Here is a 26,807-nt window from a genome sequence, read left to right as displayed (position 1 = left end):
GTGCGAACGCGGCCGCCAATCAAGGCTGTTCGCCGTCTTCGCGCAACTGAGCGGTGAGCCGCTGAAGAGTCGGCGATCGCGCGGCTTCGCGGCCGTCGATCCAGATCGCCAGTCCTGCTCCTTCGTGATAGCGCGTGCCGTTGTGGTCCCAGACAATCGAGACGAGATGGCCGTGATAGGGGGCGTTCTCCAAGCGGAACCAGTCCCAAGCGTCGGAAGGCAGCAGCGGATCGACTTCGACGGTCGCGTCGGCGCGCGGGACGAGGCCGACCAAGCCGGTGATCACCAGATCGTTGAACGTTGAGTGGTTGTAGTGCCGGCTCCGTTCGGCCTTCGGGCCGGTGATGAGCCACGCGCCAGTTTGTTCGTCATGGTATTCGCCGATGTAGGGGTGGCCATCGCGCTCGTGTGCGCGGGCGTAGGTTTCCAACTGCTTGAGAAAATCGCGGCGAGTGACGTAGAGCTGCGACGGGCCGCGGAGCACATTCGCGAGGCCGCCCAGCGTTTGGCTAGTAGCGAAAGGCCAAACGGCGCCGTCCCATTCGCACGTCCCTGTGCCGTGCGTCCGGAATTGCGGGTGGCGCTGCTCTGCGGTGGTGAGGCCGCAAGGAGCTTTGAAACCTTGGGGATCGTTCAGCTGTCGCCATGCAGCGAGGTGTTTGGGTTGCGTAAGGTTGAAGGTGAACGGGAGAAAGCCGATCGCTTCGCGGGCATCACTGAGCGAGTCATCCGGGCGGCGGACTTTGAAGAATTGCGCTTCCTCATCCCACAGCGCGGCGAGAAGTTTTTCTTGGAGCGATGTTGCCTTCGCGCGGAATTCGGCGGCAAGTTCGGGGCGACCCGCTAGCTCGGCGATGGCCGCGATCGCACGGGCGTTGGCGGCCATGTAGGCGTTGATCGTCGGGCGAATGTTCTCGACGCGGCGGCCGCCGCTGATCGACTCTTCCATCCCGTCGCGAACGTCGTATTGCCAGAAGAGGCCGTCGGGATGCTGGCGCTCAACTTCCCACTGGCGGTAGTCGGCGACGAGATCATCGAGCAAGTTGATCGTGCCGGCACGATCGCCCGTGACGAGATAGCGATCCCACATGGCGCTCGCGAGCCAACTGCTGAATTGGTGGAAATGTGGCGGCGGTCCGCCGTCCTTGCCGGAGCGGAGCCAGAAGCGGATGTACTCGTCGAGCAGCGCCTGATCGCGAAGCCAGCGTCCTTCGGCGATGTGGTGGCCGAGAGCGCACGAGACGGTGTTGTACGGCCCGGCGTGGCTGACGGCCAGCAGAAACTCGGTGAGGACGCGGCCGTGGGGCGTTTGGCGGATGTGTTTGCGGTAGGTCCACCAGCGGAAGTAGTAGATCTTTTCGATTTGCGGCGAGGGGCACTCAAAGGCAGGGGCGTTGGCGGCGATCCAGGCGGCGGCCTCGCGATTGGAAATGAGGTCGGCAGCCTTTGACGCAGCGTCAGCAGTGTTGAATTCCGCACTGTAGGATGACGCTTCGGCGGCTAGCCAAGGCGATGGCGCCTCCGCGGCCGACGCTGACGGTACGCGCTGGAACGAAAAAAGCAGCGCGGCGATTGCCGCGCTGCTTCGAAGTAGAATTCTGCTTTGCAATGGAGGCTTTTTCCGCGCGAGAAGCGAACGCAAATCCTGTTTGCAAATCCTGTTTATTGAGCGACGTTGCCGTCTTGTCGATCCGCGAGACCATTCCACACGAGCGGGCCGACGTCGAACGCGATGGCATGCACTGACCCGTCAGCATAAACAAGATTCACGCCGCCCGCGTGGGCGCTTCCCATGCTTTGATGGCCGCCGCCAGCATAGGTCTGCGGGTTGGCGCCATATTGCGAGTCTCGCAAGGGAAGATTGCCGCTAGCGATGCCGTTGTTGTCGATCTCGCCGCTGGGCCACCGCACCGTGTCTTGATCGTAACCTTGATACATCGAACTGTTATCGCCGGGATTGTCGTCGCCGGCGTTCGGCGATCCGACGACAATTGGACGGTAGGACACGTTGTTGTAGAAAGCTTCCGGGACGTATTTTTCGCCCACCATGAACGTGTTTGAGGAGCCGTCCGAAAACTGACGGAGTTTCGCGCCTAATCGCGCGGTGACGACGCCGGTGAAGGCGTTGATGGTATCGTTTGACTGCGTCCACGCGCAGTTTGGGAATCCGCCGACGCAGTCGGTGAAGTCATTGTTAGGCGGCGGCCCTGCAGCCGTCGAGACGTATCTGGCCCCGCCGTTGGCCGCGTAGTCGGTACGAGCTTCGGTCTCGGGATTGCCCGCGTTGAAGCACATTTCAACCGAGGGCATGGCGTCGGCGGGGCGTCGGCTTGGGCAGTAAAACATCGGAACGACGACAGCGCGCTGAGCGGCCAGGGCGTCGTATTTGACTTGGCCTTTCGTTCCGCCGCCAATGTGCGTGACGCCCGCCTGCTCGATGTAAGGAGCCACTTGGTAGACCCAACCGCCAGGCTGCCGCGGTCCCGTGCCAGCGTCTGGGTCGCCCATCCAGCGAAAGCCCCAGCCGCCGGCGGGGAATTCCTTCTTGGCGCTTTCAAAGTTGAGCATCGCCAGCCCGATTTGCTTCAGACTGTTTTTGCACTGCGAGTTGCGTGCGGCCTCACGCGCAGCCTGCACTGCGGGGAGCAGCAGCGCCACCAGCACGCCGATGATGGCGATCACCACCAGTAGCTCGACGAGCGTGAAACCGATCAATCGCGGACGGCGGGGAGTCGTTACGGTCACCGTACTATTCCTTCGAAAAGAAGCTGGGAGAGCAAGGTGCGAAGCGGTCGTACAATCGGCCGTCGTCGGGGTCGCCGCGCGACTGCCCGGGACGGTCACGGCTTTTCTGCGTGCGGTCGTCGACTGGTGCTGAAGGCTCCAGTCGACGAAAGAATCAGGAAGAGCGAACGATTCAGAACTGATGAGGCGGCGACGAAGATTTCGTTGCCACGCCTGCATCGTATCTCGCCGCTTCGTTGCATCGTAGTACTGGTTGACGCAGGCAAGTTCCGCCAGAACGCAACTAAAGGTGTTGTTGTGATCGCCGGCGCGCGAAATCCCTCGGGGAATGCCGAGTCAACTCGTTGCGGCGTTCTCGTCAATGCGGCGCGGGCATGAAAACCCGTTTTCCCAGCATGCGAATGGGGGATTTCCGGTTTGTCTAGTCAATTCAGACGGAATTCAATGACAATAGAACTCGTGGATGGCAGAGGGTTGTTTGCAGGATGCGAGCGATCCGAATCTCGTCCGCAATCGTCCGACGTTTGCGTTTTCTAGGGGGTCGACGACGAAATGCTTCCATTTCGCCACCTGGCCCTCTTGCGACGCAGCCAACGACGATCTTGAACTGAGTCGAGCCTCGGCGCGACGTCGATTGCCTGATTCGCCGGTTCAAGAGATAAAAGAGTTTAGAGTCGCGTTATGGCGGCGTCGGTGCGACAGAACGTCGGTCGTCGCCAAACCGCCAAGCTTTTCGTTTCTTCTCATTCGTCTGATCTTGCGGCGCGGCGAACGAAGCGTTCGCTGTGCCCGCCTTACTGGTGCTTGGAGGAATCGTCTAATGAAGTTGCAGCGATGGTTCGCCTCTTGCCTCGCGTGCGGGGCGCTATTAGTTGTTGGGACGTCGACGCAGGCCGCTGTCATCCCGACAAGTTTCGGCGTCGGCGCCGACGCGGAAGTTCGCGAAGAGACGCCGACCACGAACCGCGGGACGAGCAACGAGATCGCCACCCGTATCGTCGACAACTGGCCGCTGGGAAATGCCAACGACGGCAATGACCGTAACAGCTTCATTTATTTGAAGTTTGATTTGACCGGTCAGCCGCTGCTCGGCACGAAGAAGACGGCGGTGCGATTGACGTACCGCAACACGAATCTCACGCCGAACCGCATCACCGATACCGCGACGCCGAATCCGGCGAATCGGCCGGGCATCGCGTTCTACGGTTTGCATCCAGACCACGCTGGCAATACCTGGACGGAAACCGGAATCACTTACCTGACGGCTCCAGGATTAACGCCGGACTTCAACAACGGCACGAAGGATTACGACACGGTCGATCCCGACGGGGCCGGCCCGCTGGTGCAGCCGCTGATTCCGCTGGGTGTGGAGCTATTCGGCGCCTTGGGGACGCAGAATCGTTTAGCCGTCGGCGACCAGATGCTATTTGACAGCCCTGCGCTCGACCAATTCATCGCCAGCGCGTTGTCCAAGGGAAAGACGACCGTGACGATCGTCGCGGGCATCGCCCACGACGGCAAGATTCCGATCAATGACTGGAAAAACTTTAACTATCTGTTCAATCCGAAGGAAATGACGACGCTCACCGTCGACACTGGTTACGACTCCGACACGACGAATCCGAGCAATCCGCTCGGCAGTCCGTGGTCGGGAGCGAGCAACGCCACCGACGCGAACGGCTACTCGCCCTTCTCGCCGCAGTTGCTCATCGTGCCGGAACCGGCGAGCTTCGCGCTCCTCGGATTGGGCGCCTTGGGAATGTTGGCGGTTCGCCGTCGCTAGGCGGGCGGCGAACGGCCATTCCCACGACTGTGAATTCGGCAACGAGCGGCCGCGGAGGCTCCGCGGTCGCTCGGACGCCCCCTTTTCGCGCCGTCGCTGCTGGCGAAGGCGCTGATCTTTTCAACGTTCGTACTGACGACTGGCAATCAATCGAGTTATCGGCTGCGCGCTGGACGGCGCGATCAGCCCCTGCACCAGGCTGCTCGCACGGCGTGCGACGCGCTGCAATGGAGAAGGATTGAGCGACCATGAGCAGAGTGAGGCGATTTTCCACGTGGGCCGCGGCTACGGCTGCGGCGGCAATTCCGACGACGGCGTTCGCCCAGAGCCCGCTGATTGAGTTCGCTTGGAGTCCAGCGAAAACCGGCGCCCAAACGTGGCAGCTGAACGGCAACTGGCAGACGGCGAATTTTCCGAACGATCCGCTCCATACGGCCAACTTGTCGCAGGCGCTGGCTGCGAACTTGAACGTCAACACGGGCGGCGGGGTCACGGTTGCGGGCCTCAATATCGGCGGATCCTCGGCGGCGGTGACGACGCAGATTTCCGGCGGGACGCTGACCTTCCGCAACGGCTTCGTGCCGCCGACGCTCGTCGGCAACGCGGATTTCAACGGCGACTCGTACGTCAACGGCGCCGATTTTTTAATCTGGCAGCGCAATCTGGGGACGACGGCGCAAAGCAACAATAATAAGGGCGACGCCGACGCGAACACGATCGTCGAAGCGGCCGATCTCACGATCTGGAAGAACCAGTTCGGGCTTGGTTCGGAAATGTTCACGGCGGGGACGGCCTTCGTGGAAACGAAGGGCGTGGCGGGCTCGAACAATGTGATCGACGCGAACGTTTTCCTCGACAACGAGCAATTGGAGATTGCCGGCACGCGGAACCTGACGATCAACGGCGGCTTGAGCTACACCGGCGATCCTGGGGCCGGCGGCGTCAGCAACTCGGCGCTCCGGATTGTGGCGCCGGAAGTGACGGTCACGCTCAACGGCGGGTTGGCGATCAACAACTCCGACGCGCTGACGGCGATCGACTTCAAGATCAACGACAGCGATCGTTCGCAAGGCAAACTGATCGTCAACGGCGTGATGAGCGGCGCCGGCGATCTGGTGATCGGCGGTCAAGGCAACGGGGCGCGGCTGCCGCTGTCGACAGTGGAACTCAACGGGAACAATACCTACGCCGGCAGCGTTCGCGCGGGCCGCGGCAATCTTGTGCTTGGCCACGACAACGCACTGGGGCGCAATCCGGGAGCGCTGCCAAGCGATCCGAGCGACGATTCACTGTCGAGCTATCGCCAAGCGGGGCCGGCGAACCAGTTCGGCTACAACCTGCTCTCGACCGACGACGCGCGGGTGATCTCGAACAACATGATCGTCGCCCAATGGCAGACGATCAAAGGCGACCATTCGCTCACCTGGGCCGGCAACATCACCCAGACGAATAACCGCGGCATCGTCAACATGCTGCCGGCGGGCAAGACGTTTACCGTCGCAGGTCGGCTCGATATTTGGGAGAACGACGAGCCAGATATTGAGCGTCGCTTTGTCTTCGACGGGACCGGGAAGACGGTGATCACGGGCAGCATTCACCCTGACCCGTTGAACTCGGGGCAAAACCGCGGCTTGCGCAAGACAGGCAGCGGCGTGCTGGTGATCAATGTCGCGGCGGGGAACAATTCTCACGCCGGGTCTGAAATCATCGATATGGGCAACCTGCACTATGCGAACAATGACTCGCTCAACGTCGGGGCGGGATTGATCGTCGCCCGCGGCGGCGCCGTTGGCGTCGATACGGGCGTCGCGAACAACGCGGCGTTCATGGCGAAGATCGATCCGACGAGCCGCGGCGGCTTGATGCTCGCGGCGAGCGACGCAGCGGCGACGCTCGACTTCACCGGCGTGCTGGCGAACGCCGCGAACATGACCGTCGCCGCGCCGGAAACGGGGCTGACGTTCACCGGCTCGATCACGCCTGCGAACAGCAAGTACCACCTCGGCGGCGGCGCCGGAACGCTGACGCTGCCGAACGCGCAACTCACTGGCGGCAACAGCCTAGAGGTTCGCAACGGTGGCACGGTGCAGTTGCTCGGCGACAACACCTACACCGGCTCGACGACGATCCTGACGAAGTACACCACGACTTCTGAAGCCCAAGCGGCCGCGGATTCGAGCAACAACAATCTGTCGGTCGGGCCGACCTATTACAAAGAAGTGGCGCCGACGCTCGTGGCGGACAAGCTCTCGAACGGCGGCGTGGCGAGCAGCATTGGCTCGGCGACGAGCGACGCGGCGAACCTGTTCATCCAGGGGAGCACGCTGAAGTACGTCGGTACGGGCGATTCCACCAATCGGCTCTTTACCATCGGTACCGGCGGGGCGACGATCGATTCGTCGGGAACCGGGGCCGTGGTCTTCTCGAATGCCGGGGCGCTCGGCCGCGACGATGCGGAAGATCGCAACGGCACGCTCGACGATTTCACCCGCGACCCGACCGGCATTTACGACGTCGCCGACAGCAGCGACATCATTGTCGGGATGACGGCGACCGATCCTGACGCCGGCGGCATCGGAGCCCCGCCGCTGACCGCTCCGCTAATTCCGGCGGGAACTACGGTCACCGGCATCAGCGACGACGGGCGCACGTTGGGACTTAGCGCGAGCTACGGGTTTCGCTTGAAGAGCAACACGCGGATCGTGTTCGGCACGACGCCGCGGACGCTCACGCTGGCTGGCGCTAACGCGAACGACAATACGCTCGCATCGGCGATTACGAACTCCGCCAAGGGAGGCGTCGTCAATCTGGAGAAGACCGGCGGCGGCGTTTGGGTGGTCAGTGGCGCCAACACGTACACCGGTACGACGAGCGTCGCCGGCGGCAAACTGCTCGTCAACGGTACGCATACTGGCGGCGGGGCGTACACGGTTGCCGCAGGAGCCACCCTGGGTGGAACCGGCGCGACGAGCGGCGCGCTGACGGTGAGTGGCGTCGTTAATCCGGGCACGACTGGCGCCGGCACGCTGACAGTCAACGGCAACGCGGCGTTTAATACGGGTTCGACGGCGCTGTTTGAACTCGGCGGCGCCACGGCGGGGCAGTACGACAAGCTCAGCCTCAGCGGCACGCTCGCCGCAGGGGGCACGCTCGACATTGACTTCATCAACGGCTTCTCGCCGTCGATTGGCAATTCGTTCGATATCCTCGACTTCACGACGGCGACGGGGACATTCACGCTCAGCTTGCCGGCGCTCGGCGGCGGGCGGGCATGGAATACTTCGCAGCTGCTGACGACGGGGACGATCAGCGTAGCCGCGGCGATTGCGGCAGTGCCTGAACCGGCGGCTGCGGCGCTCGCGCTGATCGGCATCGGGGGGCTAGCGCTGCGACGGCGGCAACATTAGTCGCGAACGAGCAACCTTGAATTCGAGGTTACTCCTTGCTCGCAGTACTCAACTGAAGATCGGCGTCGAGTTCATACTCGGCGCCGATTTTCGTTGGCAGCGAGAGCGAGTGGTCGCCGCAGCGAATTGTGAGTGGTTTGCCGAGCAAAGATTTGACGGTCGCTCGCGCGAGCTTTCCGCCCTTCCATGCAAAGGAGAGTTCGAAACCGCCGCGGGCGCGGAAGCCGGCGACTTCGCCTTCGCTCCAAGCGACGGGCAGCGCCGGCAGGAGTTCGATGATCGCAGAGTCGTCCGGTCCGCTGAGATGCGACTGCAGCAGCATTTCAGCGATGCCGGCCGCCGCACCGAAGTTGCCGTCAATCTGAAACGGCGGATGGGCGTCGAAGAGGTTGGGATAGACGCCGCCGCCCCGGTTCTTCGTTTTGGGCGAATCGGTAAGCGTGAGCAGGCCGTTGAGCACGTGCCAGGCGCGATCACCGTTGCGAAGCCGCGCCCAGAAGTTGATTTTCCAGGCTCGCGACCAGCCCGTACCTTCGTTGCCGCGAAATTCTAGAGACTTCTGTGCGGCTTGCAGTAGCTCGGGAGTCTCCACGGTGATTTCGCTGCCGGGGTAGAGTCCCCAGAGGTGGGAAACGTGGCGATGATCATTGTGCGGATCGTCGACGTCTTCGAGCCATTCCTGCAGCTGACCGTGCCGGCCGATGCGGTTGGGGGCGAGGCGGCGCTGCATGGCTTGCCACTTCGCGATTTCGGGGCGATCGTCGCCGACGATCGCCGCCGCTGCGACGCAATTCGCCAGCAAGTCACGGATGAGTTGATGGTCCATCGTCGGACCTATCACGAGGCCTCCCTGCTCTGGCGAGTTACTGGGGCCGCTGACGAGCCAATGTTCTGGGGGGCGCCGATCTTCGACGAGGGTGTCAACGAAGAACTCGGCAGCGCCGCGCATTAGCGGGTACGCGCGTTCGCGTAGGAAGGTTTTGTCGCCAGTATAGAGATAGTGCTGCCACAGATGGTGGCAGAGCCACGCGCCGCCGGTCGGCCAGATGCCGTGCGTCGAGTTGTTGATCGGCGCCGTACCGCGCCACAAGTCAAAATTGTGGTGGACGACCCAACCGTCGGCGTCGTAGTGGGTGCGTGCGGTCCGAGCGCCGCTGACGGCGAGGTCGTCGACGGCGGCAAAGAGCGGTTCCGCACACCCCGGCAGGTTGGCGATTTCAGCGAGCCAGTAGTTCATTTCAAAATTGATGTTCGTCGTATGCTTGCTATCCCACGACGGTTTTAGCCGGTCGTTCCACATGCCTTGCAGGTTAGCCGGCTGATCGCCGGGACGGCTGCAGGCGATCAGCAAGTACCGACCGTACTGAAAAAAGAGCGCGGCGAGTCGCGGATCTTGGTCTTCCGCATAGTTTAAGATGCGCTGATCGGTCGGCAGTGAGGCGTCGCCGGCCGGCGGGCCGAGTTGCAGCGTTGCGCGGCGGAACAGCGGCTGGTAATCTGCGAGATGATCGCGACGGAGCGTTTCGAACGAGTCACGCGCGGATTGTTCAGCGTCCTCGTCGCTGCGTTTGATCGGATCGGCGGAGATGTCTTGGAAATTGACGAAGTTCGTCGCAGCGGTGACAAGCAGCGTGGCGTGCGTGGCGTGGGAGATGCGGAGCGCTCGCGCGTCGATCGAGACGTTGCCGTCAGTTTCGATGAGCGTCACGTTGGCGGCGAACTTCATTTCGCCAGGGACGGGGGCGCCGGTTTGATCGACTTGATCGCGGACGCGGCCAGTGAGGCGGAGACTTGGCTTGGGCGAGGCTCCGAAACGCACCTCGCTGAATTCGAGATCGGTTTGCGGGCTGTCGAGCGCAGCGTTGAACGACAACTGTCCGGCGCGGTTGCTGGAGAGGCGTACAACGATCGCCCGTGCCGGGGCGCTGGCGAAAATCTCGCGGCGGTAGCGGAAGCCGTCGGCTTCGTACTCCGTAGTTGCGATGGCGGCGTCGAGGTCGAGTTGGCGGCGATAGTTTACGGCCTTCCCATGAACGGGAAACGTGAGTTTGAGGTCGCCGAGCGGCTGGTAGGCGCGCTGGCGGAGCGGGATCGACATGAATCGCTCCATCGCCAGGGCTTCCGCTTCGCGTTGGCGGCCGGCGAATAGCAGCCGGCGAAGCTCCGGCAACGCCTCGGCGGCGCCGGGGTGATCGTAACAATGCGGGCCGCCGGTCCAGAGGGTGTCTTCGTTGAGTTGCAGCCGTTCCTCGGCAACGCCGCCGAAGATCATAGCGCCGAGTCGGCCGTTGCCGATGGGGAGTGCCTCAGTCCAACGCTCGGCTGGTGCGTCGTACCAAAGTGCTAGTCCGCTCCCCTGCTCCGCCGTGGGGTCGTCTGCATGGGCCGTCATACCGGCGGAGCATGCGATCAACAGTGCGGCGGCGAAACTGGTTGCGTGAAGCGAGAAGCTGAGGCTGCTGAACGTCATGCATCGGGCGCCTGGGAAGGAGTTCGCCGCGCGTGGCGGTCGCACCTCATCCTAGTCGACGACCACTGTCGGTGGTTGGCGGCTCCAGCGCCCGCGATTAGCCAATCGAGCAGCCACGAAAAAAGCCGGCGGAGGAAAGGCTCCTCCGCCGGCTCGGTCGTCTATTCGTAATCGCCGTCAGGCGGCGATTGTTCGCAATTATTTGGCTCCGGTGAGTCCCTTGATGAACTTCACCTCGGCGTCGCTGTAGGGCTTGCCGTCGGTGTGGAAGATCTCGTGATGCCAAGGCTTCGGTTCGCCCAGTTCCGGCATCGCCCAGGTCGGCCACGGGTACTTCGTGTTCGTCTTGCCGTCGACGAGGCCCCAGCAGTAGCAGCCGATCTTTTCTTTCTTGAAGATCGGCAGCACTGCTTCCCACGTGCTGCCGTTGCCGCGGGCGAGAAACTCGGTGCAGATGAGCGGGCGGCCGGTCTTGCGAAGCTGGGCGATGCGGCCGTTGAGAATCTCGGGTCCGTCGTAGTTGTGGAACGAAATAACGTCGCTCAGTTCGAGCGCGGCCTTGTGGACCAGGTTCAGCTTGTCGTGAGCGTCCCATTCAGGGCCGCGCCAGACGCCGACGGTCAGCGGTTGCGACGGATTCACCTCGCGGGCCCATTCGAAGCTCTTGCGAACGAGCCGCTCAGCGGCTTCGTCCTTGTTCTTCAATTCCAGCGGGCCGTAGCTGTTCGAGTTGGGGTTATCGGGTTCGTTGAACAGATCCCACGCGAGGACGCGTTCGTCCTGGCCGTAGCGCTTGATGACGGCGGTGACGTAACCCTTCAGCGCGTCTTGTTTTTTGGGATCAGCAAGGATGACGCGGCCCGGACCCTGGACCCAGCCGCTGTTGTGGACGCCCAAGCGCGGGCGACGTTGCGGGCCCGATTGGGGATCTGGATCCCAGACGCCGTCGAACAGGACGACCATCGGTCGGATTTTGTGCTTCGCGCAGATGTCGAGGAACTGATCAATGCGCTTGAAGAAACCCTCGGCGTCGTCCTGGTACGGCACGTCGTGTAGGAAGACGCGGACGGTGTTCATACCAATTGACGCAGCCCAGCCAAGTTCTCGGTCGATCGTCTCCGGGTCGAACGTCTCGGCTTGCCACATTTCGAGTTGGTTGATGGCGGTGTTCGGCGAGAAGTTGCAGCCGACGAGCCACGGCTGCTTGCCGTACCACTCATTGGCCTTCTCCGCCGACCAGCGTTCGCCGGCCGCGGCGACTGAGGCGGCGAGCAGCGTGCAGGCCATAGCGGCGGCAAAGAGGCTCGAACTGCAGGAAGAGAAATGACGCGAAGGTAGCGGTATGAGCTTCATGGGAGGGGTCTGCCTGGGTGAACGAAGAGAGACGATCAGCACTCGATTGTCGGCCAAGCCCGCAGGGGCGACAACCCGCGGGAATTGCGTTTTTGCGACACTTTTAAGAGCGGCGAATCTCACTGTTTCTTGAGATTTGCCGTGTTGAACGACAGACTTCGCGCTGGCCGACGGCGCCGCTGGCTGTCGCGGCGGCGGCAAGCAATGGTTCGCATCATGACGATCGTGCAGGTGCGCGCGATCATGCGGGCGATTCCCGCTGCGACCGAGCGCAAGTTTGGGATAGACCGGTGCGTTTACCCGCAGAGATTCTTCGCAGGCGGGAACAGTGGCATAGGGTTGTGCAGTCTCGTCAGAAGTCTCGTTCCGCCGACTCATCCGCGCGAAACTTCCTTCGCATCGGCACAAAGGAAATCGCAATGGTTGCCTATCGCAAAGTTCGACTTGAGGATATTGCTCCCGGCAGCATTCTCGCGGCGTCGTTGTACGACGGGCAGCGCGAAAAGCTGTTGGAGAAGGGCGCCCAGCTCGATGCGGGACAACTGCAGACGCTGCGCGGCCAGGGGATTGAAGAAGCGGTCATCGAGTGCCCTACGAGCGGCGCCGTATCGAGCGCGCTGATCGGAACCGCGGCTGCCACCGATCAACAACTTGAGGCGGCCGACGTTCTCGGCCACGGCAACTGCGCCGGCTGTGCGACTTGGCATGCGTTTCGTGCGCCAACGCCGCGGGCGAACGCACAGGCTTGGTATTGCCAGAGCTGCGGAGCCATCGTCTACGCGACGTTCGATCCCGAAAATCTCGCCGACTACAGCGGCGTCACGCTGCTTGCCGCGGAAGACGGACTCATTGCCAATTTGGGGAATGCTCCCGAGGAACCAGTCGATTCGACGCCGCCGGAGCATCTGCAGCGGTTGGTGCGCATGCTGACATCCCGCGAGTTTAAGGGCGTGGAACGTCGGCGTTACAAGCGATACGCCGCGGTCGCGCCCGTCGTGGCCGTACCGCTGGGTGAAGACTTTCGCGTCACCGGCAAACCGATTCGCATGACGACGACCAACGTTTCGCACGACGGCATCGGTCTCATTCACACGCAGTATTTGCGGGCGCCGTACTACGCGCTCGATTTTTCGATCGCAGGGCTCGAGCTTCGGCAGGCGATTGTGAAGCTGGTGCGCGTCCGCGGCCTGGGGCCGGTGTATGAATCGGGCGGCCGCTTCGTCCGCGGATTGAGTCGCAAGGGCTAAAGCACGCGTTCGATGATCGCCGAATCGGTTTGCCTAACCAAGGCTGCGGCTTTGGCGGCGGAACTCTGCGGCGAGCAAGTCGATTAGAAACGCCCGTTGCTCCGCTGGCGGCGGCGCTTCCGTCCCCACGCGACCGGCGATGGCCGTGACGATCTTTTCTGCGACGGTGTCTCGCAGCGGTTCGGCCAGCGTGTTCCAGCGCTCCACGAGTTGCTCGGCAGCTTCGAAGTCAATCGATCGACACTTCTTCAGCATCGTCGCATCGAAGCGGAAGCGACTCTCAGCGGGCGGGTGATTCGCTAGAGCCTCGCGCAGGGGGCTCAATTCAGTGGTCTCGTCGCTGACGACGAGCGTACGCGCGGTCATGTCGCCGAAGCGTTGTTGCTGCTTGGTGATCACCGGCACGATCCAGAGCACCGGCAGCTGGTCGATGAGGCGGAAGATCGTTCGGACCAGCACGCCTGCGGGGTGGAGACTAAAGCCATCGGTGTTGACGACGCGAATGCGCATTAACCGTTTGCCGATCGTCTGGCCGCGGAGAATTAACTCGCTGAGACCGAAGTAGACAAACCCTCCGAGCGACCACACGGCCATGGAGACGCCGCCGGCAATGAGTACAATTTGCCGCGCGTTCTCAGCGGGATCGCTGGAAGTTTTGGGATCGAGCTTCGGCAGCCAGCCGCCTAGCGACCAACCGAGCGATGCGCCGACAATTAGGGAGACGATTGCAAACAGGATGCAGAAGGCGGTCAAAATGAGTTGGTCGACAAACCACGCGACGAATCGCGTGCCGACGCCGGCCAGGCGATACGAAACATGAATGTTCTCGGGCGTTTCGAATGCGACCTGGTGATTCATGGTATGATGCCGAGCCGGAGAACCGGAGTTAATTAGCTTCCGACGTCGCGAGGACGCGAACTTCCCCGTCGCACGGGGGATCAGCGAATATGAGCCATTTCTACGCCCGCAACAAGCCGCTTTGGGACGAACTGGACCAATTGGTGCAGCGTGCGCGTCGCTCGCCGCGGGATCTTGAGCCTGCGGAGTTGGAACGGCTCGACGTCCTCTATCGCCGCGTCGCCGTGCATGTTGCGCAGGCGGGAACGCGGAGCAGCGATCGGCAGTTGCAGCAGTACCTGAATGGTTTGGCGTCGGCGGCCCACAGCGTCATCTACTTGCCGCCGCAACAGTCGATGTTTCGCGGAGCCTGGACGTTTGTGAACGAAGGGTTCGCGCGGCTGATCGTGCGGAACTGGCGCTTCCATGCGGCGTCAGCGGCGCTGCTGATCGCCGGGGCGCTGTTGGCGTTTTTCGCGTCGCTGAGCGATCCGGTCGCTGCCTATGCGCTCATGCCGGCGGGCGACCCCAGGCAGCCGGGGGCGAGTCGCGATCAACTGATTGAAGTGCTGCGCAGTGGCCGGGAAAAAGGAGGCGGCGACAAGTTTGTGTTCGCGTCGTTCCTGTTTTCGCACAATCTGAAGGTCGGCATCATGGCGCTCGGACTCGGCGTGCTGGCTGCCGTGCCGACGATTTTTCTGATGATTTTGAATGGCATGATTTTGGGATCGTTCATCGCCGTTCACTATCGCGCTGGCCTGACGACCGAGATGTGGGCGTGGATTCTGCCGCACGGCATCACGGAAATGGGGGCGATCATCTTGTGCGGCGGCATCGGGCTGAAGCTGGGACAGGCGGTGGTGAGCCCGAGGATGCTGACGCGCACCGAGAGCTTGCGACGCGCCGGCATTGAAGCGGGAGCGATGACGATTGGCGTGGCGGGAATGCTCGTCGCGGCGGCCTCCATCGAAAGCTTTCTGCGGCAGAGCCATCTCTCCACCGACGGTCGCCTCGTTTTCGCGGCGGCGAGCGGCGTCTTCTGGATTCTCTATTTGGCGCACGGGGCGATTCGCGAACGCCGTAGTCGCTGGCGAGAGGAAATGCTCGCGCTTTCCGCTGAGGACTTGGCATCGGCGTTCTTGCCGGCTGGGAAAGCTTAGCCGCTAGAGCAGGTCTTGCGAACGCAGTTCGATGAACTGGTTGATCAACGGGATCGACAGGTCGCTCGGCGCGACGTCGAGAATGTGGACGCCGGCGCGACGCAGCGAGTGCAGGGCGCGGCGCCGTTGCCGCAGCAATCGGAGGGCGACCCCTTTGCGGGCCCCGTCGAGCAGGGAATTCACTTCACCGCGTAGCGCCGCCGCGAGCAGCGGCGTTTGCAACGCGGCGAACAGCACGACGTGCCGTTTCGCTAAGCGCATCATCGAGGTTCGCATCCGCTGCGAAGTCTCTTCGTCGACGAGATCGGAGAGAACGACGATCAGCGAGCGTCGCGGCTGGCGGACTTGCAGTTCGGCGAACATTGCTCCGAAGTCTGCCTCGCGCATCTGGGAGTCGAGGGCGTAGACTTGATCGGCGAGCGGTCCCATCGCGCTGACCCCCGCGACCGGCGACAGGTAGCCGCGAACCGCGTCGTCGAAGACGGCAATGCCGCAGCGGTCGCCGGTTTGTAGTGCGACGCGGGCGAGCATCAGCGCGGCGTCGACGGCGCAGTCGAGCTTCGTGCCATTGCCGACGGAGGCGCCCATCAATCGACCAGAGTCGATGACGATCATCACGTCGCGGTGGCGCTCGACCTGGTAGCGGCGAATCACCGGGCGGCGTACGCGGGCGGTGGTGCGCCAATCAATGCGGCGGGGGTCGTCGCCGGGGCGGTACTCGGCGAGCGACTCGAATTCACTGCCGGCGCCGTGACGGCGGGTGCGCGTCAGTTTGTCGAGTTGCATTAGCCGCGCGCGTTGGTCTTGGCTGAGCGTCTCGCGCGAGGCATAGGTCTCGGGAAGGACTTTGATTCCACCTGAGAGATCGAAGCCTTGCTGCGCTTCCAAGAGTTTCCAAGGGCCACGAATGCGAACCCAAGCTGGCCCGAACGAATGCTGGCCGCGGACAGGGATTGTCAGCCTCGCCGTGATCGTCTTTCTGGCGCCGGCGGCGAGTTCAAGCGGCACGAACGCTGGCCCCTGCAACGCCGCGGGCGGAACACCCTCGCGAACGACGGCATGAATTGGGAGCGAGCCGCTGTTGGCAACTGTCGTTTCGCAGACGAACGGCAAGCCCCGCGCGGCGTTCGCGGGGAGCCGGCGTTGCACGCTTACTCCAGCAAGCATCGGCTTGAGGTTTCGGTATTCAAGCAACGCTAACACGGCGAGGAGTAACCACAGACCGCAGATGACGCCAAGAATCGGCGGCCACGCGAACGCCAGCGGCGCGAGTGCTGCCGCTGCGAAAATTCCCCCCAGCAGTCGTGGCGCCGGCCGGATGGTCACCGTGGAACCTCGACCGATTCAATAAGATTGGCGAGGACTTCATCGGTCGTCGCTCCTTCAAGTTCCGCCGCCGCGCTGAGCACCACGCGGTGCCGCATCGCGGGGAGCAGCACGTGCTTCACGTCGTCGGGCGTGACGTAGTCGCGGCCGGCGAAGCGGGCGAGACTTTTGGCCCCCATCAGCAGCATGAGGCCCGAGCGAGGGCTCGCCCCGACGGCGAGCGAGTCGTCGTTACGCGTCGCTTGCAGCAGTCGGCAGGCGTAGTCGACCACTTCGTCGCGCACGTGCGTTTGCCGAATCTCCAGCCGCGCTGCGACGATGTCTTCAGGCGAGACGATTGGCTGCACATTCATGCGGGCCGGATCGGAACGCCCGCCAGTGGCGTGATGCTCCTTGAGCACGCGGATTTCATCCTGCGTGTCGGGGTACGTCACGATCACCTTGAACATGAACCGATCGAGCTGCGCCAGTGGCAGCGGGTAGGTTCCTTCTTGTTCGATCGGGTTCTGCGTTGCGAATGTGATGAACGGATCGGGAAGCGACCGCGAGACGCCATCGTAGGTCACGCTTTGTTCCTGCATCGCTTCGAGCAGCGCCGATTGAGTGCGGGCTGACGCGCGGTTGATTTCGTCGGCGAGCAAGAAGTTCGTGAACACCGGGCCCGGGCGAAATTCGAAATCGCGCGACGTTTCCCGGTAGATCGACGAGCCGGTGATATCGTTCGGCAGCAGGTCGGGCGTCATCTGGATACGGCGATACGACAAGTTCATCGCCGCGGCGATCGTGCGAACGAGCAGCGTCTTCGCCACGCCGGGCGGCCCTTCGAGCAAGATGTGCCCGCTGCTGAAGAGCGCAGCCAACGACAGCTCGATCGTCTCGTCTTGGCCGAAGACGACCTTGGCGATCTCCTCGCGGATGGCGCGATAGGTTAGTTCGAGAGACAAGCGTTTACCTTTCTGATGGCGTCGAGGATGGCTGCGGGGTTGGCCTTGGCGTCGGCGAGGACGCGATCGGCCTGATCGATCGCGCGCGTGAAGTCTGCCGATCGCTTCCCATCGCGGCGGGCGATGGCGGCGGCGATGCGGTCGACGTCGTCGAGGTCGGGCGGCAGGCCGGAGGATTCGGCCAGCGACCATAACGTGCCGCTCCGCAGTTTGCTGAGAAGATGCCGATCGCTGCCACGGCCGCGGAGCATGAAGCGGGACATTGCTTCGACATATTCGGCAATCGACCGCCGCGATACAGGGCGATCGGCGATCGGCGGGCCGAGGTGAACCGCGCTCCGCCAGATCCAGCAACCCGCGACGGCGAGGATGGCGAGTGCGAGCGCCGCGTAACCGGGCTGCGTGAACAGCCAGAGGGCGTTCCCGCGGATGGTGAGTCCATGATAAAATTCATCGAAGACGACGCGCGAGCGTCCCAGCGTCATTAGTTGGAAGGCAAGGACGCTGTTATCGGCTTCGCCGAGCAACCAGTTCGAGGCGATCGCTGGCGACGCCATGACGGCGATTTCTCCCTTGCCGACGGGGAAAATCGCCGCGAGCGTGCGGCGCTCGTCGTCCTTGTCGACGAACGTCACGCGGCCGACGGGCTGCGGCTCGTCGTACGAGATCGACCACGCCTCCTTCTCCGGGACGCAAATCGCGTTGACCCCGTCCCACTCGCGGCAGCTGCCGTGAAGCTTCACTTGGACGTAGCGCACCTTGGTCGATTTCTCTTGTAGCCAATTCTTACCGATTTGACGCCAAGGCCGACCTGCGGCTTCGTCGACCAGATCAGTGACTTCGCCTTGCGGTAGCACATTGGTTTCGAGGAAGAAGACATCAGGCAATCCTAACTCGGTGAGGACGTCCTTGGGATTTTTGTTCGCCGATGCTCGAGCTTTCGCGAACAGCCCGCGATCCGCCGCTGGCCGCGTGACGGCAAGGCGCCCCCCCTGCTCTACCCACCGGCTGAGCTGCGTCAGGTGGGCCGGTTCCATGTCGACCAAGGTTGTCATTGGCGCCCAGATGACGAACGTCGAATCGTGTTCCGCGTCGGTCATCGACGGAATCAACTGGCGGTCGACGGCGACGCCCAGCGATAGCAAGACGTCGTGAGCCGCCCGGAAGCCGCCGGCGCGGACGCCCCTGGAGTCGGCGCCCCAGCCATCCTGGCCAGGCACGTTGGTGAACGCCATCCAAATCGCGCTGCCCAGCGACAGCAGCAACAGCAAGATGACGCCGACGATGACGTTGCGTGCGCTAAGCATCGACCTTCGCCTCGCTGTAGGCGCGGATCGATTGGTACGCCTCGCGGCAACGGTGATACTCGCCGGCGCCGCATGGCAAACGGCCGTACCAGCCGGCGTCGATCACTTCGACGAACGACCGGAGCGAATCGCGTAGCTGCGGGTCGCGCAGCCGCGCTAACAGCTCGCGATTGGTGATGCCGGGCCGCAAGCGGCGCTGCTCACGCTGTTGCAGGCTGAGTAGCGCCGCGCGGAACAAGCAGCGGATGGCGCCGATGTAGTCGCGCTCGGCGGCCGCCGCGTCGGCAAGTTTTTCGAAATCGGCGGGCCGTTGCTCATCGCTGACCAGGATTTCTTCCGCAGTGCGGCGTCGAGTCGATGGCCTGAGGACGGTCGCGAACGTGTAGAAGATATGCCCCAGTAGCAGGATGAGCAGACCAGCTAGCGCGAACACAATGATCCAGCGAAGCAGCTCCGGCAGCCCATCCATCGCGTTAAAGAGCCAGCGAAAAGGCGCGAGAAGTAACTCGATTGTCCATTCGAGGAAGCGCACCAGCTCGCTGCCGCCAGGCGGGGCGGTTTCAACCTGGAACTCAGGGCGCTCGAGGATCAGTCGCGCGGAACTGCGAATCTCTTCAGCGGCGGGGAGCGTGGCGCTGGGCATGCGGTTGCAGACGAAGCGGCGTGAAACGAACGGCGGCGAGGCGAAGGGTTACCAAAGCTGATTGGCGTCTGGCGCCGGCTCGTCGGGAGCCGCGACCATGTCAGCGAGCCAGAGCAGGTCGAATCCATCCCGATCAGAACGGCACGAGTAGTAGAAGACGGTTGTAGCGACGGCTCCGACCGTCATCATTGCCGATTGCACGATGATTTGGAGGATGCCGGCGAGTAGCCGATTGCTGAAGAGGTGCGAAAACATCGACAACGCCGTGGTAATGAAAAATACGATGAGCGACAGAATAATCGCTTCGCCGTAGTGCCCGGACATCAGCGATTTACTGCGCTCAAGCGCGCCGCCGCCGCCCCTGCGCTCGAGCACGACGACTTGAACGAAAACAAAAAACCAAAAGAGAAAGATGAAATAAGGAACCATGCAGAGGAACATGCCCACTGTGAGCAGGATGGTGTAGAGCAACCAAGTGCCAATCAACGCCCACTTGCGCTCGAACGCCCTTTTCCAACCCGATTTGAACGTGACCGCCCCCCCGAGATAAAACTGCGACGCTGCGTACACCACCGCCCCGTAGGAGAGAGGCGAGGCGATGAACGCGAGAATGATCCAGAGGGGAATCAGCGGGAGCAGCGGCGTGAAAATCGCCTCGTAGAATTCAACGAGCTCGTCAGGAGAACGCGGCTCAGGCGGAATCTGCGGTTGGAGCCAATAGGCGACGACCACGTTGACCAAAGCCAGCGGCACGACGACGATCAGCGAGGTGATCAGCAGCACGCCGAAGTGGTCGCGCAGCACCGCGATCGCCTGATCGAGGACGCCCCCTACCCCGAGCTTCTTGACCTCGTATTTGATCATCGGCGATGGTTCGCTCATGCGCGGCTTACGACTGGACAATCTTCCAGCAATCCTATCGACAACAGCTTAGAGGGGCGGCTGGGTGAAAGCAACTCGGAGCGGCACGTCCCCGCCGCACGTAACGCGGCGTTTCTCGCTTCCAAAGTCGCGAATGCTTGTCGATACTAGCCAGATGCGCCGCCTCACCGCCATCTTGAATCCGCAATCCGATCGCGGACGCACGGCGTTACTCGCAGAGCAGATGCAGCAGGCGCTCGCTGGTCGCGTGGAGTTGCAACTCCTGAAAACGACATGTCGTGGCGAGGCGGTGGAACTTGCCACGCGAGCGGCGGCCGCAGGATGCGACGGCGTCGTCGCGATTGGCGGAGACGGCACGGTTCATGAAGTTGCCAATGGACTGTTGGCGATTGCTGATAGTGAACGGCCGCCGCTGGGCGTCATCCCAGCCGGCTCGGGGAACGATTTTGCGTTTGCGCTGGGAATTGAGAAGAATCTGCTGCGGAATGTTAAGTTGCTGGCCGACGGCCAAACGCGCGCCGTCGACGCGGCGATCGTCGAAACCGCCACGGGGCGGCGTCGGTATGCGATCAACAACCTTGGCGCACTGCTAGAAGGCGAGATCAATCTCGCCAGCCACCGGCTCACTTGGCCGCGCGGTTCAGGATTGTATTTACGCGCTGCGCTGCAAACGCTGGTGCGCCGTCCGCCGATCGCCCGGCTGCAACTGACGGTCGACGGCCAGCGGCTCAAACGCGAGTCGGCGATTTTGTCGATCAGCAACGGGTGCCGCTCGGGCGGCAAGTTTTACCTCATGCCCGATGCGAAAATCGACGATGGGCGGTTCGACTACTTGGTCGCTCGGCCGGCGTCGCGATTGCGGATGCTGTGGGAAATCTACCGCTCGCTCGGTCGCGAACGCGCGGCCAGCGCATGGGCTGAGCAAGGCGAGTTCTCGGCGATGACCGTCGAGAGCGATTTGCCGTTCGCGGCTCATGTCGATGGCGAGCCGTGGCTGCGGCCGGAAGAAGGCGAGCGCGAGCTGAAGCTCACCGTGTTGCCGCGCGTGCTGCGGGTTTTCGCCCCCGTTGGCTGAGCATGCCGAGCGCGATGAGCGACAGCGCGACGCAACTAGGTTCGGGAACGGCGGCTTGAACAGTCGTAGAGCCGCTGCCCGACGCGGCCTGTTGCCAAGCGAGGAAGTCGTCGCCGTCGACGTCGCCATCGCGGTCGTTGTCGCCATCGCGGAAGGTCGCGCCGCTTGGCGTGCCGTAGCCGGTTTTCCAAACAGAGAGATCGTCGCCATCGACCACGCCATCGAGATTAAAATCACCGTCAGCCCCGCTGCGGAGCACGATCGTCGAAACGCTGTAGGCGGGCATTGTATAGAGAAAGGCGTTGACCAGCTCGATTGGAATATCAGCGACCCGCTGCGGAGTCGCGCTGGCGGAGGTGAGTTGGTAAACCTCGGCGAGATCGAACCGTTGGTCGTGCGTCACTTCCAGCGCCGTCGTTTTCGCCGCGGCGGTGCGGTTGATCGCGACGAGCACCATGCGGTTCGGATCTTCTGAATCGAGGCTGGCGTAGACCGCAGACTGATCGAGCGAGCTCGTTGCGGCGGTGATCGACTCGTCGCCGAAGCTGCCGCCGTTGCCGTCGTAATTGAGGTACATGTTGAACGCCCCGGCGGCGTACTGCGATTGGCTATCGCCGTGCAAACTCCAAAAGGTCGCCGCGAAAACGTCCTGCACGCCGAAGACGCCGAGCGCGTCGGCCTGAGCGATGCCGCCCGAAATGTGATTCGTGCCGCCGTAGTTGTATTCAGTGATGCCGATCCGCGTGCCGGGGTTGAAGTCGTTGATGTCGCGCTGGACGCGCGGCAGCAGTTTAATCGGGCCCGGGTTGCCGGGACTGCCGCTCCAAGTGCCCCATTGGCTGATCCAACTCGTTTCAACGTACGTCGGATCCCACAGGGAGCGCGGCGCCTGGACACGCGCCGCGACGACGGCCGGCGAATTGTTGTTCTCGACGATGCGGACGCCGCCGCCGGTCGCTTCCGGGTACCAATGAAAATCGAGCACATCCATCAGCTTGCGGCCTTGCGCCGCTTCCGCGGCGGCGGTCTCTTTGAGCAGCCACTCGTAGAAATGAAGTTCGCCCGACTCGTCGCCGCCGGGATGCGAGGGTGACGTCACGCGGTCGCCGGCGTCTTGTAGCTGCACGAAGTCTTGCCAGCCGTAGCCGACGCCGCCGAAGACTTTTGCGTTGGGATTCACGTTCTTGATCGCGGCCGCGTGGGCAATCGTCTTGTCGCGGAGCTCAGCGAACGTGGGTTGGCTCGGGTGGAGTCGCGCGTGCGTGCTGTTCCACAAGCCGGGCTCGTTGTCGAGGCTGTAGAAAACCTCCTGCCCCGGCTGCTTCGTTTTCTCGACCCAGTTGACGAATTCGTCGGTGAACACGTAACCGTCGGTTTTGTTCGGCGTGAGCGATAGCGACGCCCCCGGATACTTCGTCGTTTTTTGCGCAACGACTTCCTTCCAGCGGGACGACGGAGCCGCTTGTGCTTCGGTAACCGTTTGCCCGGATGCGTCCGCGGCGGCATAGCCGGCGGTCGGCACAGTGACGATGAGGGCCCGATCGTGCGCGGCGGCCGACTGCAATGAGCCAAGCACCGCGAAGCCGGGTGCCGTATTGCTTTGGCCGTTGGTAAGAAAATTGTCGCTCTGGTGATACCAATCGCTGCCGGCGTTCGAGGCGTTGGTTTCCCAGTTGTAGCCGGTCCAGCGATTGCCGCCGAGCCGGTCGAGCGTCACCGGATTGCTCAGCGACGAGCCGGCGAAAAAGTTCATGCCGTAGATGTAGGGCGAGATTGGCCGGGCAGGCTTGGCAAGCGAGTTGACCGTCAGCCGTACGTCGGCGGCGCCGGGATTGTCGGGCGTGATCGCGCGGGCCGGCGTCGATGAGAGAGAGAGCGCCGCCTGGAGTGCGCCGATGGCGAGAAGTCCGCGCCAAGCATTGAACGTCATGCGTCGTCGCCTCATCGGGTGGAGTCATCAGCCGGGCCATGCGTTGACGCGCGGTTGCGCCTTCGCATGGCGATGCGTTCAATTCTTAGCGTTGGCGGCGATCGTCACAACAAGCGTCGGGGCGCCAATTCTAGCTGCTAGCTTTTTTCAGAACTCGCTGCGATTGAACGATCCGCCGTCGGAGGAACACATGATTTTCTCCCAAGCGCCAAGATCTCGGAAGCCCGTCAGTTCGTAGGCAATGTTCTCGCCTGCGCCATGGTGCGTTTCAATATTCTCGGTGATGAACGATACGCTCCCATCCGCGAAGGCAACGTTAACGCCGCCGACGTGCTGGCTACGCGGCGCCGCTTGAAAACTGGTGCTGCCGCCACTACTGACGCCCATGCAGTTTTGCAGGAGCGTTCCCTCGCCGGCCTCGGCCACGGCTCGATTGGAGCCGAGAATATTGTCGGCTCCCGCGATGCATGAGTTAGGACCAATGCAGTCATCCGTCGAGTGAGCCCACACGCTGCTCGCTCCCGCCATGCCCATTGCCCAAATGCCGCGACGATCGCCGGGACTTAGGCCAGCACGCAGTTCGGTCAAAAGCACCGTGTTCGACGTGCCGTCGGCAATCTGCTTAATCGACAGCGCTGTGTTGCCGCCCATCACGCCGCGCGTCCACGAAAGGTCGCCCCAAGAAGAAGTGCCAAACCAAATGTGAGCGGGCTCGGTTTGCGTGGGCGAGAATGCCAAGTTGCCGTCTTTGCAATGCGACAACGAACTATTCGCGCCGTAGTTGCCGCGTGCCCAGTTGTCGCCGCCCTGAGCCGCAACGGCGCTGTACATTTGCGTGTTGAACGCCGAATCGGTCGGGCACAGCATCGTCGGAAGGTTAGCGCCGCGCGGCTCGCGATTGACGTCAGCGGAAATGTATTCTTTGAAATTGAATTGGGAGTACAGCGGCTGCTGCTCGATGTAAGGAAGAATCATGATGGCCCAATTCGGGCCGTGGTACGGGTTGCCGTCGACGCCGCTCATGCCGTTCGCCGTCGGGGTGTTCCCGCGGGCCCTCAGGGCCGCCTCAGAATAAGTCAGCGCGGGCGGGAAGCTCTTCTTCGCGTCGTGGTAGGTAACGCACGCGATCGCGAGTTGCCGAATGCTATTGGTGCATTGCGAGCGCCGCGCGGCCTCGCGCGCGGCCTGCACCGCCGGGAGCAATAGCGCGACCAAGACGCCAATGATGGCAATCACGACGAGCAATTCCACCAGCGTGAAGCCGTGTCGTTGCGTGCGAACTGCTGAGACGCGTCGACGGCGACTAGGAAGATCGCGATTCATGGTAACCTACCTATCTAAAGTGCTCGTGTCGTCCGGGACGGCGCGAATCGCTTGAGACTTGAAAAACGAAGCGGCCCCTGTCAGGCGCCTTTCGGCTTCTTCACCTTGATTTCAAGAGACGCATTTTCCGTATCGATCTCAACTGGCGTCGTATCGGGGCGGAGGTATTCCGGTGGAACAACTTTCGCCGATTTACCTTCTTCGCCGTAGGCGACGATCAAAACCTTGTGCTTACCAGCCACGAGTCCATCCGCGTGCGTGTGCGTCGTGGCGTACTCGAACGTCCCGTCGCTCACATTCACTAAGGCGAACCCTTTTCGCGGGTGCGTCTTCGTATCGATCGCAGCTACTTCCGGATTGAACTTGAGCATGATCGACTTGGCAGGGATCAACGATCCGTCTTCATACGTCACTTTGCCGGAGACGTTCACCAAGTCATACGGATTGCTTCCGGAGCACCCGAGCTGAAGCAGCAAGAGCGTTGCTCCGCCAAGAACGCTCATGGAGCAGCTGCCGTACATGAAGCGCCAACGCTTGTCGTCGGATCTTCTCATCGCACCGTCCTTTATGCGCTTACGTGAGATCGGTGACGTCGCCGTGCCGCCGCAGTGAGTGCGAAAGCCATGAAGCAGCCGAGTCCGCTCGCCGGTTCGGGCACGGCCGAAATTGCCGGCGTCGTGGTGAAGCGAATGTTGTCGATGGTGGACGTGACTGGCCGACCGAACTCGGTACTCCAGGCGTTCAGATCAACGCCGTCGACGATTGCGTCGAAGTTTGTATCGCCCTGCTCAGGCCCTGCTTCCATGTTGCCGAAGTTGCGCTGCCAGATTAGGAAGTCCTTCCCATCGACGGCGGTATCGAAGTTGAAGTCGGCTGTTGGCGCGTTGGTGCCTCCTTGGAAGCCGATCATCAGCTCGAAGTAAGTTTTCGTATTGCCGGCGGGAGCGTTTAGCCATGCTTGAGCCATCGCCTTCCAATTCTGCGCGCCAGCGGCATTGCGGTTCGCATCGGTCAATTCGATGACGATGTGATTAAACGGGTCGCTTGGAACCGGCAATCCAAACTCTTCGGTTTGTTGAAAGCCAACGTATTCATTGTTTCCATTGAGGACGACAAATGCTTGACGCCAAGCCATGCCGTACGCTCCCATCGCGTCGAATTCGAGTCGATCGCTCGTGGTGATCAGTTGCGCGAGGGCTTCGCCGCCGACGAGCTTGAGGCCGACTTCCCAATTTGGGTTGTGTTGAACGCGGAGGGCCCCCGTTCCTTGAGACAGTTGGGCGACATGCTGGGTTGACCAATTCGGTCCAAAGACTTCCCAATTCACGCCGAGCGAGCTGCTCAGATCTGTGTCAAACGAGGAGAGTAGCGTGTCAGCGTTCACGACGGCGGCGTTGCCGAAGAAGATGGTTGCGATTAGTGCGATGCAACCGGCCAGGCGTCTGCTGGATCGAAGAGTGTTGCGGTTCATTTCCACGCCCTTTTCCTGAAATCGAGGTGTAGGTGACTAAATCGCACGGCCGCGCTGCCCGGTTTGACGCGACTCATGGACCACGCATCCATGGTCATGCGACTCTCGTCGATGGCGGCGCCGCGGTTCGTGCGGCGCCGCCGATCGTTCAGACCAATGCTTCAGACCCGTTGAAAAGAATTCGAAAAGCAGTTTTCGCCCCGCGGCCGACCTGCCCCACTGCCCCCCAAGGCGCAGGGCAGGCCGGCGTCGCGCGGCTCGCAAGTCGGAGCCATCGGCCCGCAGCCGATGACGCCGCCTGCGAACGATTCTTACGCAGCACGGCGTCGACGGACGAGCGCCATGCCGATCATTCCGCCGAGCGCCAAACCGACAGTCGCTGGTTCGGGCACAGGGTTCAAACGAATGTTGTCGATCGTCGTGGTGATTTGCGACGGCGCTCCCGTGTCGCCGCCTTGGACGATCAACACGATCTGCCACCACGATTTGTCGCCCGCCGCGGCTGCCGTGTTAAAACCTTCGGCTTGCAGGTCGAGCGTCACCGGCGTCGTGACGCCGGCCGGGAGTTCCCACGGCCCGCGTTGCGACCAACCGAGGCCGGCGCCTTGCATCACGATGAAAAGCTGCCGCCATTCCGAGGTGGCCGGCGTCGTGGCGTCGAGCGTGAACTTCGTGCTGGCCGCGACCAGCGGAGCGACAGCTCCACCGTCGAGAATGAAGTCTTGCGTCCAACCAGTGCCGTGCGTGAGTTGTAGCGCCGTGGCGCCCTGCGTCGCTCCGACCGCCGTGTAACTACGAGTCAGATTCGTCGCCCAGGCGGGGCCCGCGGATGACGTGAGGTCTCCTTCGAATCCGGAGAGCAACATGTCGGCCTGTGCGGGACACGCTGAGTACAACAATGCGA

At 62.4% G+C, this 26,807-nt stretch carries 20 protein-coding genes; 5 read left to right on the top strand and 15 right to left on the bottom strand.

What is annotated here, in order from left to right; all coding sequences use genetic code 11:
* Nucleotides 1-19 precede the first annotated feature (19 nt).
* Both PLANPX_RS18815 and PLANPX_RS18810 read right to left on the bottom strand, forming a co-directional pair.
* Entirely contained in the window at nt 20-1,609 is a 1,590-nt protein-coding gene (locus PLANPX_RS18815; protein WP_152100221.1) for an MGH1-like glycoside hydrolase domain-containing protein, read from the bottom strand.
* A 53-nt stretch (nt 1,610-1,662) separates the two neighbouring features.
* Nucleotides 1,663-2,745, bottom strand: a complete 1,083-nt coding sequence (locus PLANPX_RS18810; RefSeq protein WP_172992174.1) for a DUF1559 domain-containing protein — start codon at nt 2,743-2,745, stop codon at nt 1,663-1,665.
* Between the two features lie 820 nt (nt 2,746-3,565).
* On the opposite strand from PLANPX_RS18810, the gene PLANPX_RS18805 reads away from it, so the two are divergent.
* Both PLANPX_RS18805 and PLANPX_RS18800 read left to right on the top strand, forming a co-directional pair.
* Nucleotides 3,566-4,528 carry a PEP-CTERM sorting domain-containing protein gene (locus tag PLANPX_RS18805; RefSeq protein WP_172992173.1) on the top strand — a complete coding sequence of 321 codons (963 nt, stop codon included), beginning with the start codon at nt 3,566-3,568 and terminating at the stop codon, nt 4,526-4,528.
* 248 nt (nt 4,529-4,776) lie between these two features.
* The gene (locus tag PLANPX_RS18800) at nt 4,777-7,935 is read left to right on the top strand and encodes a beta strand repeat-containing protein (RefSeq protein ID WP_152100218.1); all 3,159 of its coding nucleotides are present in this window, start codon (nt 4,777-4,779) and stop codon (nt 7,933-7,935) included.
* Between the two features lie 28 nt (nt 7,936-7,963).
* Here PLANPX_RS18800 and PLANPX_RS18795 read toward each other — a convergent pair whose 3' ends face one another.
* Nucleotides 7,964-10,405 carry a glycosyl hydrolase family 95 catalytic domain-containing protein gene (locus tag PLANPX_RS18795; RefSeq protein WP_232536180.1) on the bottom strand — a complete coding sequence of 814 codons (2,442 nt, stop codon included), beginning with the start codon at nt 10,403-10,405 and terminating at the stop codon, nt 7,964-7,966.
* Nucleotides 10,406-10,603: 198 nt separating this feature from the next.
* Nucleotides 10,604-11,758 (bottom strand): cellulase family glycosylhydrolase, encoded by a 1,155-nt coding sequence (locus PLANPX_RS18790; RefSeq protein ID WP_152100217.1) that lies wholly within the window; start codon nt 11,756-11,758, stop codon nt 10,604-10,606.
* Between the two features lie 419 nt (nt 11,759-12,177).
* On the opposite strand from PLANPX_RS18790, the gene PLANPX_RS18785 reads away from it, so the two are divergent.
* Entirely contained in the window at nt 12,178-13,005 is an 828-nt protein-coding gene (locus PLANPX_RS18785; RefSeq protein ID WP_152100216.1) for a hypothetical protein, read from the top strand.
* Nucleotides 13,006-13,038: 33 nt separating this feature from the next.
* Here PLANPX_RS18785 and PLANPX_RS18780 read toward each other — a convergent pair whose 3' ends face one another.
* Nucleotides 13,039-13,863 (bottom strand): RDD family protein, encoded by an 825-nt coding sequence (locus PLANPX_RS18780; protein WP_152100215.1) that lies wholly within the window; start codon nt 13,861-13,863, stop codon nt 13,039-13,041.
* A gap of 89 nt (nt 13,864-13,952) precedes the next feature.
* On the opposite strand from PLANPX_RS18780, the gene PLANPX_RS18775 reads away from it, so the two are divergent.
* Nucleotides 13,953-15,002 (top strand): stage II sporulation protein M, encoded by a 1,050-nt coding sequence (locus tag PLANPX_RS18775; protein ID WP_152100214.1) that lies wholly within the window; start codon nt 13,953-13,955, stop codon nt 15,000-15,002.
* Nucleotides 15,003-15,005: 3 nt separating this feature from the next.
* Here PLANPX_RS18775 and PLANPX_RS18770 read toward each other — a convergent pair whose 3' ends face one another.
* The 5 genes from PLANPX_RS18770 to PLANPX_RS18755 are packed head-to-tail and all read right to left on the bottom strand — an operon-like array spanning nt 15,006 to nt 20,104.
* A complete protein-coding gene (locus PLANPX_RS18770; protein ID WP_152100213.1) occupies nt 15,006-16,328 on the bottom strand; it encodes a DUF58 domain-containing protein in 1,323 nt (440 codons plus the stop codon).
* On the bottom strand, nt 16,325-17,272 hold the full coding sequence (locus PLANPX_RS18765; protein WP_198421763.1) for an AAA family ATPase: 948 nt from the start codon (nt 17,270-17,272) through the stop codon (nt 16,325-16,327). The genes PLANPX_RS18770 and PLANPX_RS18765 overlap by 4 nt, the downstream gene beginning before the upstream one ends.
* A complete protein-coding gene (locus PLANPX_RS27805) occupies nt 17,257-18,579 on the bottom strand; it encodes a DUF4350 domain-containing protein (protein WP_198421762.1) in 1,323 nt (440 codons plus the stop codon). Before PLANPX_RS27805 ends, PLANPX_RS18765 begins: the two co-directional genes overlap by 16 nt.
* Nucleotides 18,572-19,222, bottom strand: a complete 651-nt coding sequence (locus PLANPX_RS18760; protein ID WP_152100211.1) for a DUF4129 domain-containing protein — start codon at nt 19,220-19,222, stop codon at nt 18,572-18,574. The genes PLANPX_RS27805 and PLANPX_RS18760 overlap by 8 nt, the downstream gene beginning before the upstream one ends.
* 48 nt (nt 19,223-19,270) lie before the next feature.
* Complete coding sequence (locus tag PLANPX_RS18755; protein ID WP_152100210.1) at nt 19,271-20,104, bottom strand: hypothetical protein; 834 nt, start codon at nt 20,102-20,104, stop codon at nt 19,271-19,273.
* A gap of 133 nt (nt 20,105-20,237) precedes the next feature.
* Between PLANPX_RS18755 and PLANPX_RS18750 the strand changes: the two genes are divergently transcribed.
* The gene (locus PLANPX_RS18750; RefSeq protein ID WP_152100209.1) at nt 20,238-21,179 is read left to right on the top strand and encodes a diacylglycerol/lipid kinase family protein; all 942 of its coding nucleotides are present in this window, start codon (nt 20,238-20,240) and stop codon (nt 21,177-21,179) included.
* Here the strand turns inward: PLANPX_RS18750 and PLANPX_RS18745 are convergent.
* From PLANPX_RS18745 to PLANPX_RS18725, 5 genes are all read right to left on the bottom strand, one after another.
* Nucleotides 21,133-23,109, bottom strand: a complete 1,977-nt coding sequence (locus tag PLANPX_RS18745; protein WP_172992172.1) for a glycoside hydrolase family 44 protein — start codon at nt 23,107-23,109, stop codon at nt 21,133-21,135. The two genes, PLANPX_RS18750 and PLANPX_RS18745, sit on opposite strands and share 47 nt — an antisense overlap.
* A gap of 147 nt (nt 23,110-23,256) precedes the next feature.
* The gene (locus PLANPX_RS18740; RefSeq protein ID WP_152100207.1) at nt 23,257-24,432 is read right to left on the bottom strand and encodes a DUF1559 domain-containing protein; all 1,176 of its coding nucleotides are present in this window, start codon (nt 24,430-24,432) and stop codon (nt 23,257-23,259) included.
* A gap of 80 nt (nt 24,433-24,512) precedes the next feature.
* Complete coding sequence (locus PLANPX_RS18735) at nt 24,513-24,986, bottom strand: hypothetical protein (RefSeq protein WP_152100206.1); 474 nt, start codon at nt 24,984-24,986, stop codon at nt 24,513-24,515.
* Between the two features lie 11 nt (nt 24,987-24,997).
* Nucleotides 24,998-25,903: a hypothetical protein gene (locus PLANPX_RS18730; RefSeq protein ID WP_152100205.1), complete on the bottom strand. Its 906-nt coding sequence runs from the start codon at nt 25,901-25,903 to the stop codon at nt 24,998-25,000.
* A gap of 311 nt (nt 25,904-26,214) precedes the next feature.
* Entirely contained in the window at nt 26,215-26,769 is a 555-nt protein-coding gene (locus PLANPX_RS18725) for a PEP-CTERM sorting domain-containing protein (RefSeq protein WP_172992171.1), read from the bottom strand.
* Nucleotides 26,770-26,807: the final 38 nt, after the last annotated feature.

Source organism: Lacipirellula parvula (genome assembly GCF_009177095.1).
In the GTDB taxonomy this organism is placed as follows: Bacteria; Planctomycetota; Planctomycetia; order Pirellulales; family Lacipirellulaceae; genus Lacipirellula; species Lacipirellula parvula.
This window is presented reverse-complemented; position numbering and strand designations above follow the sequence as displayed.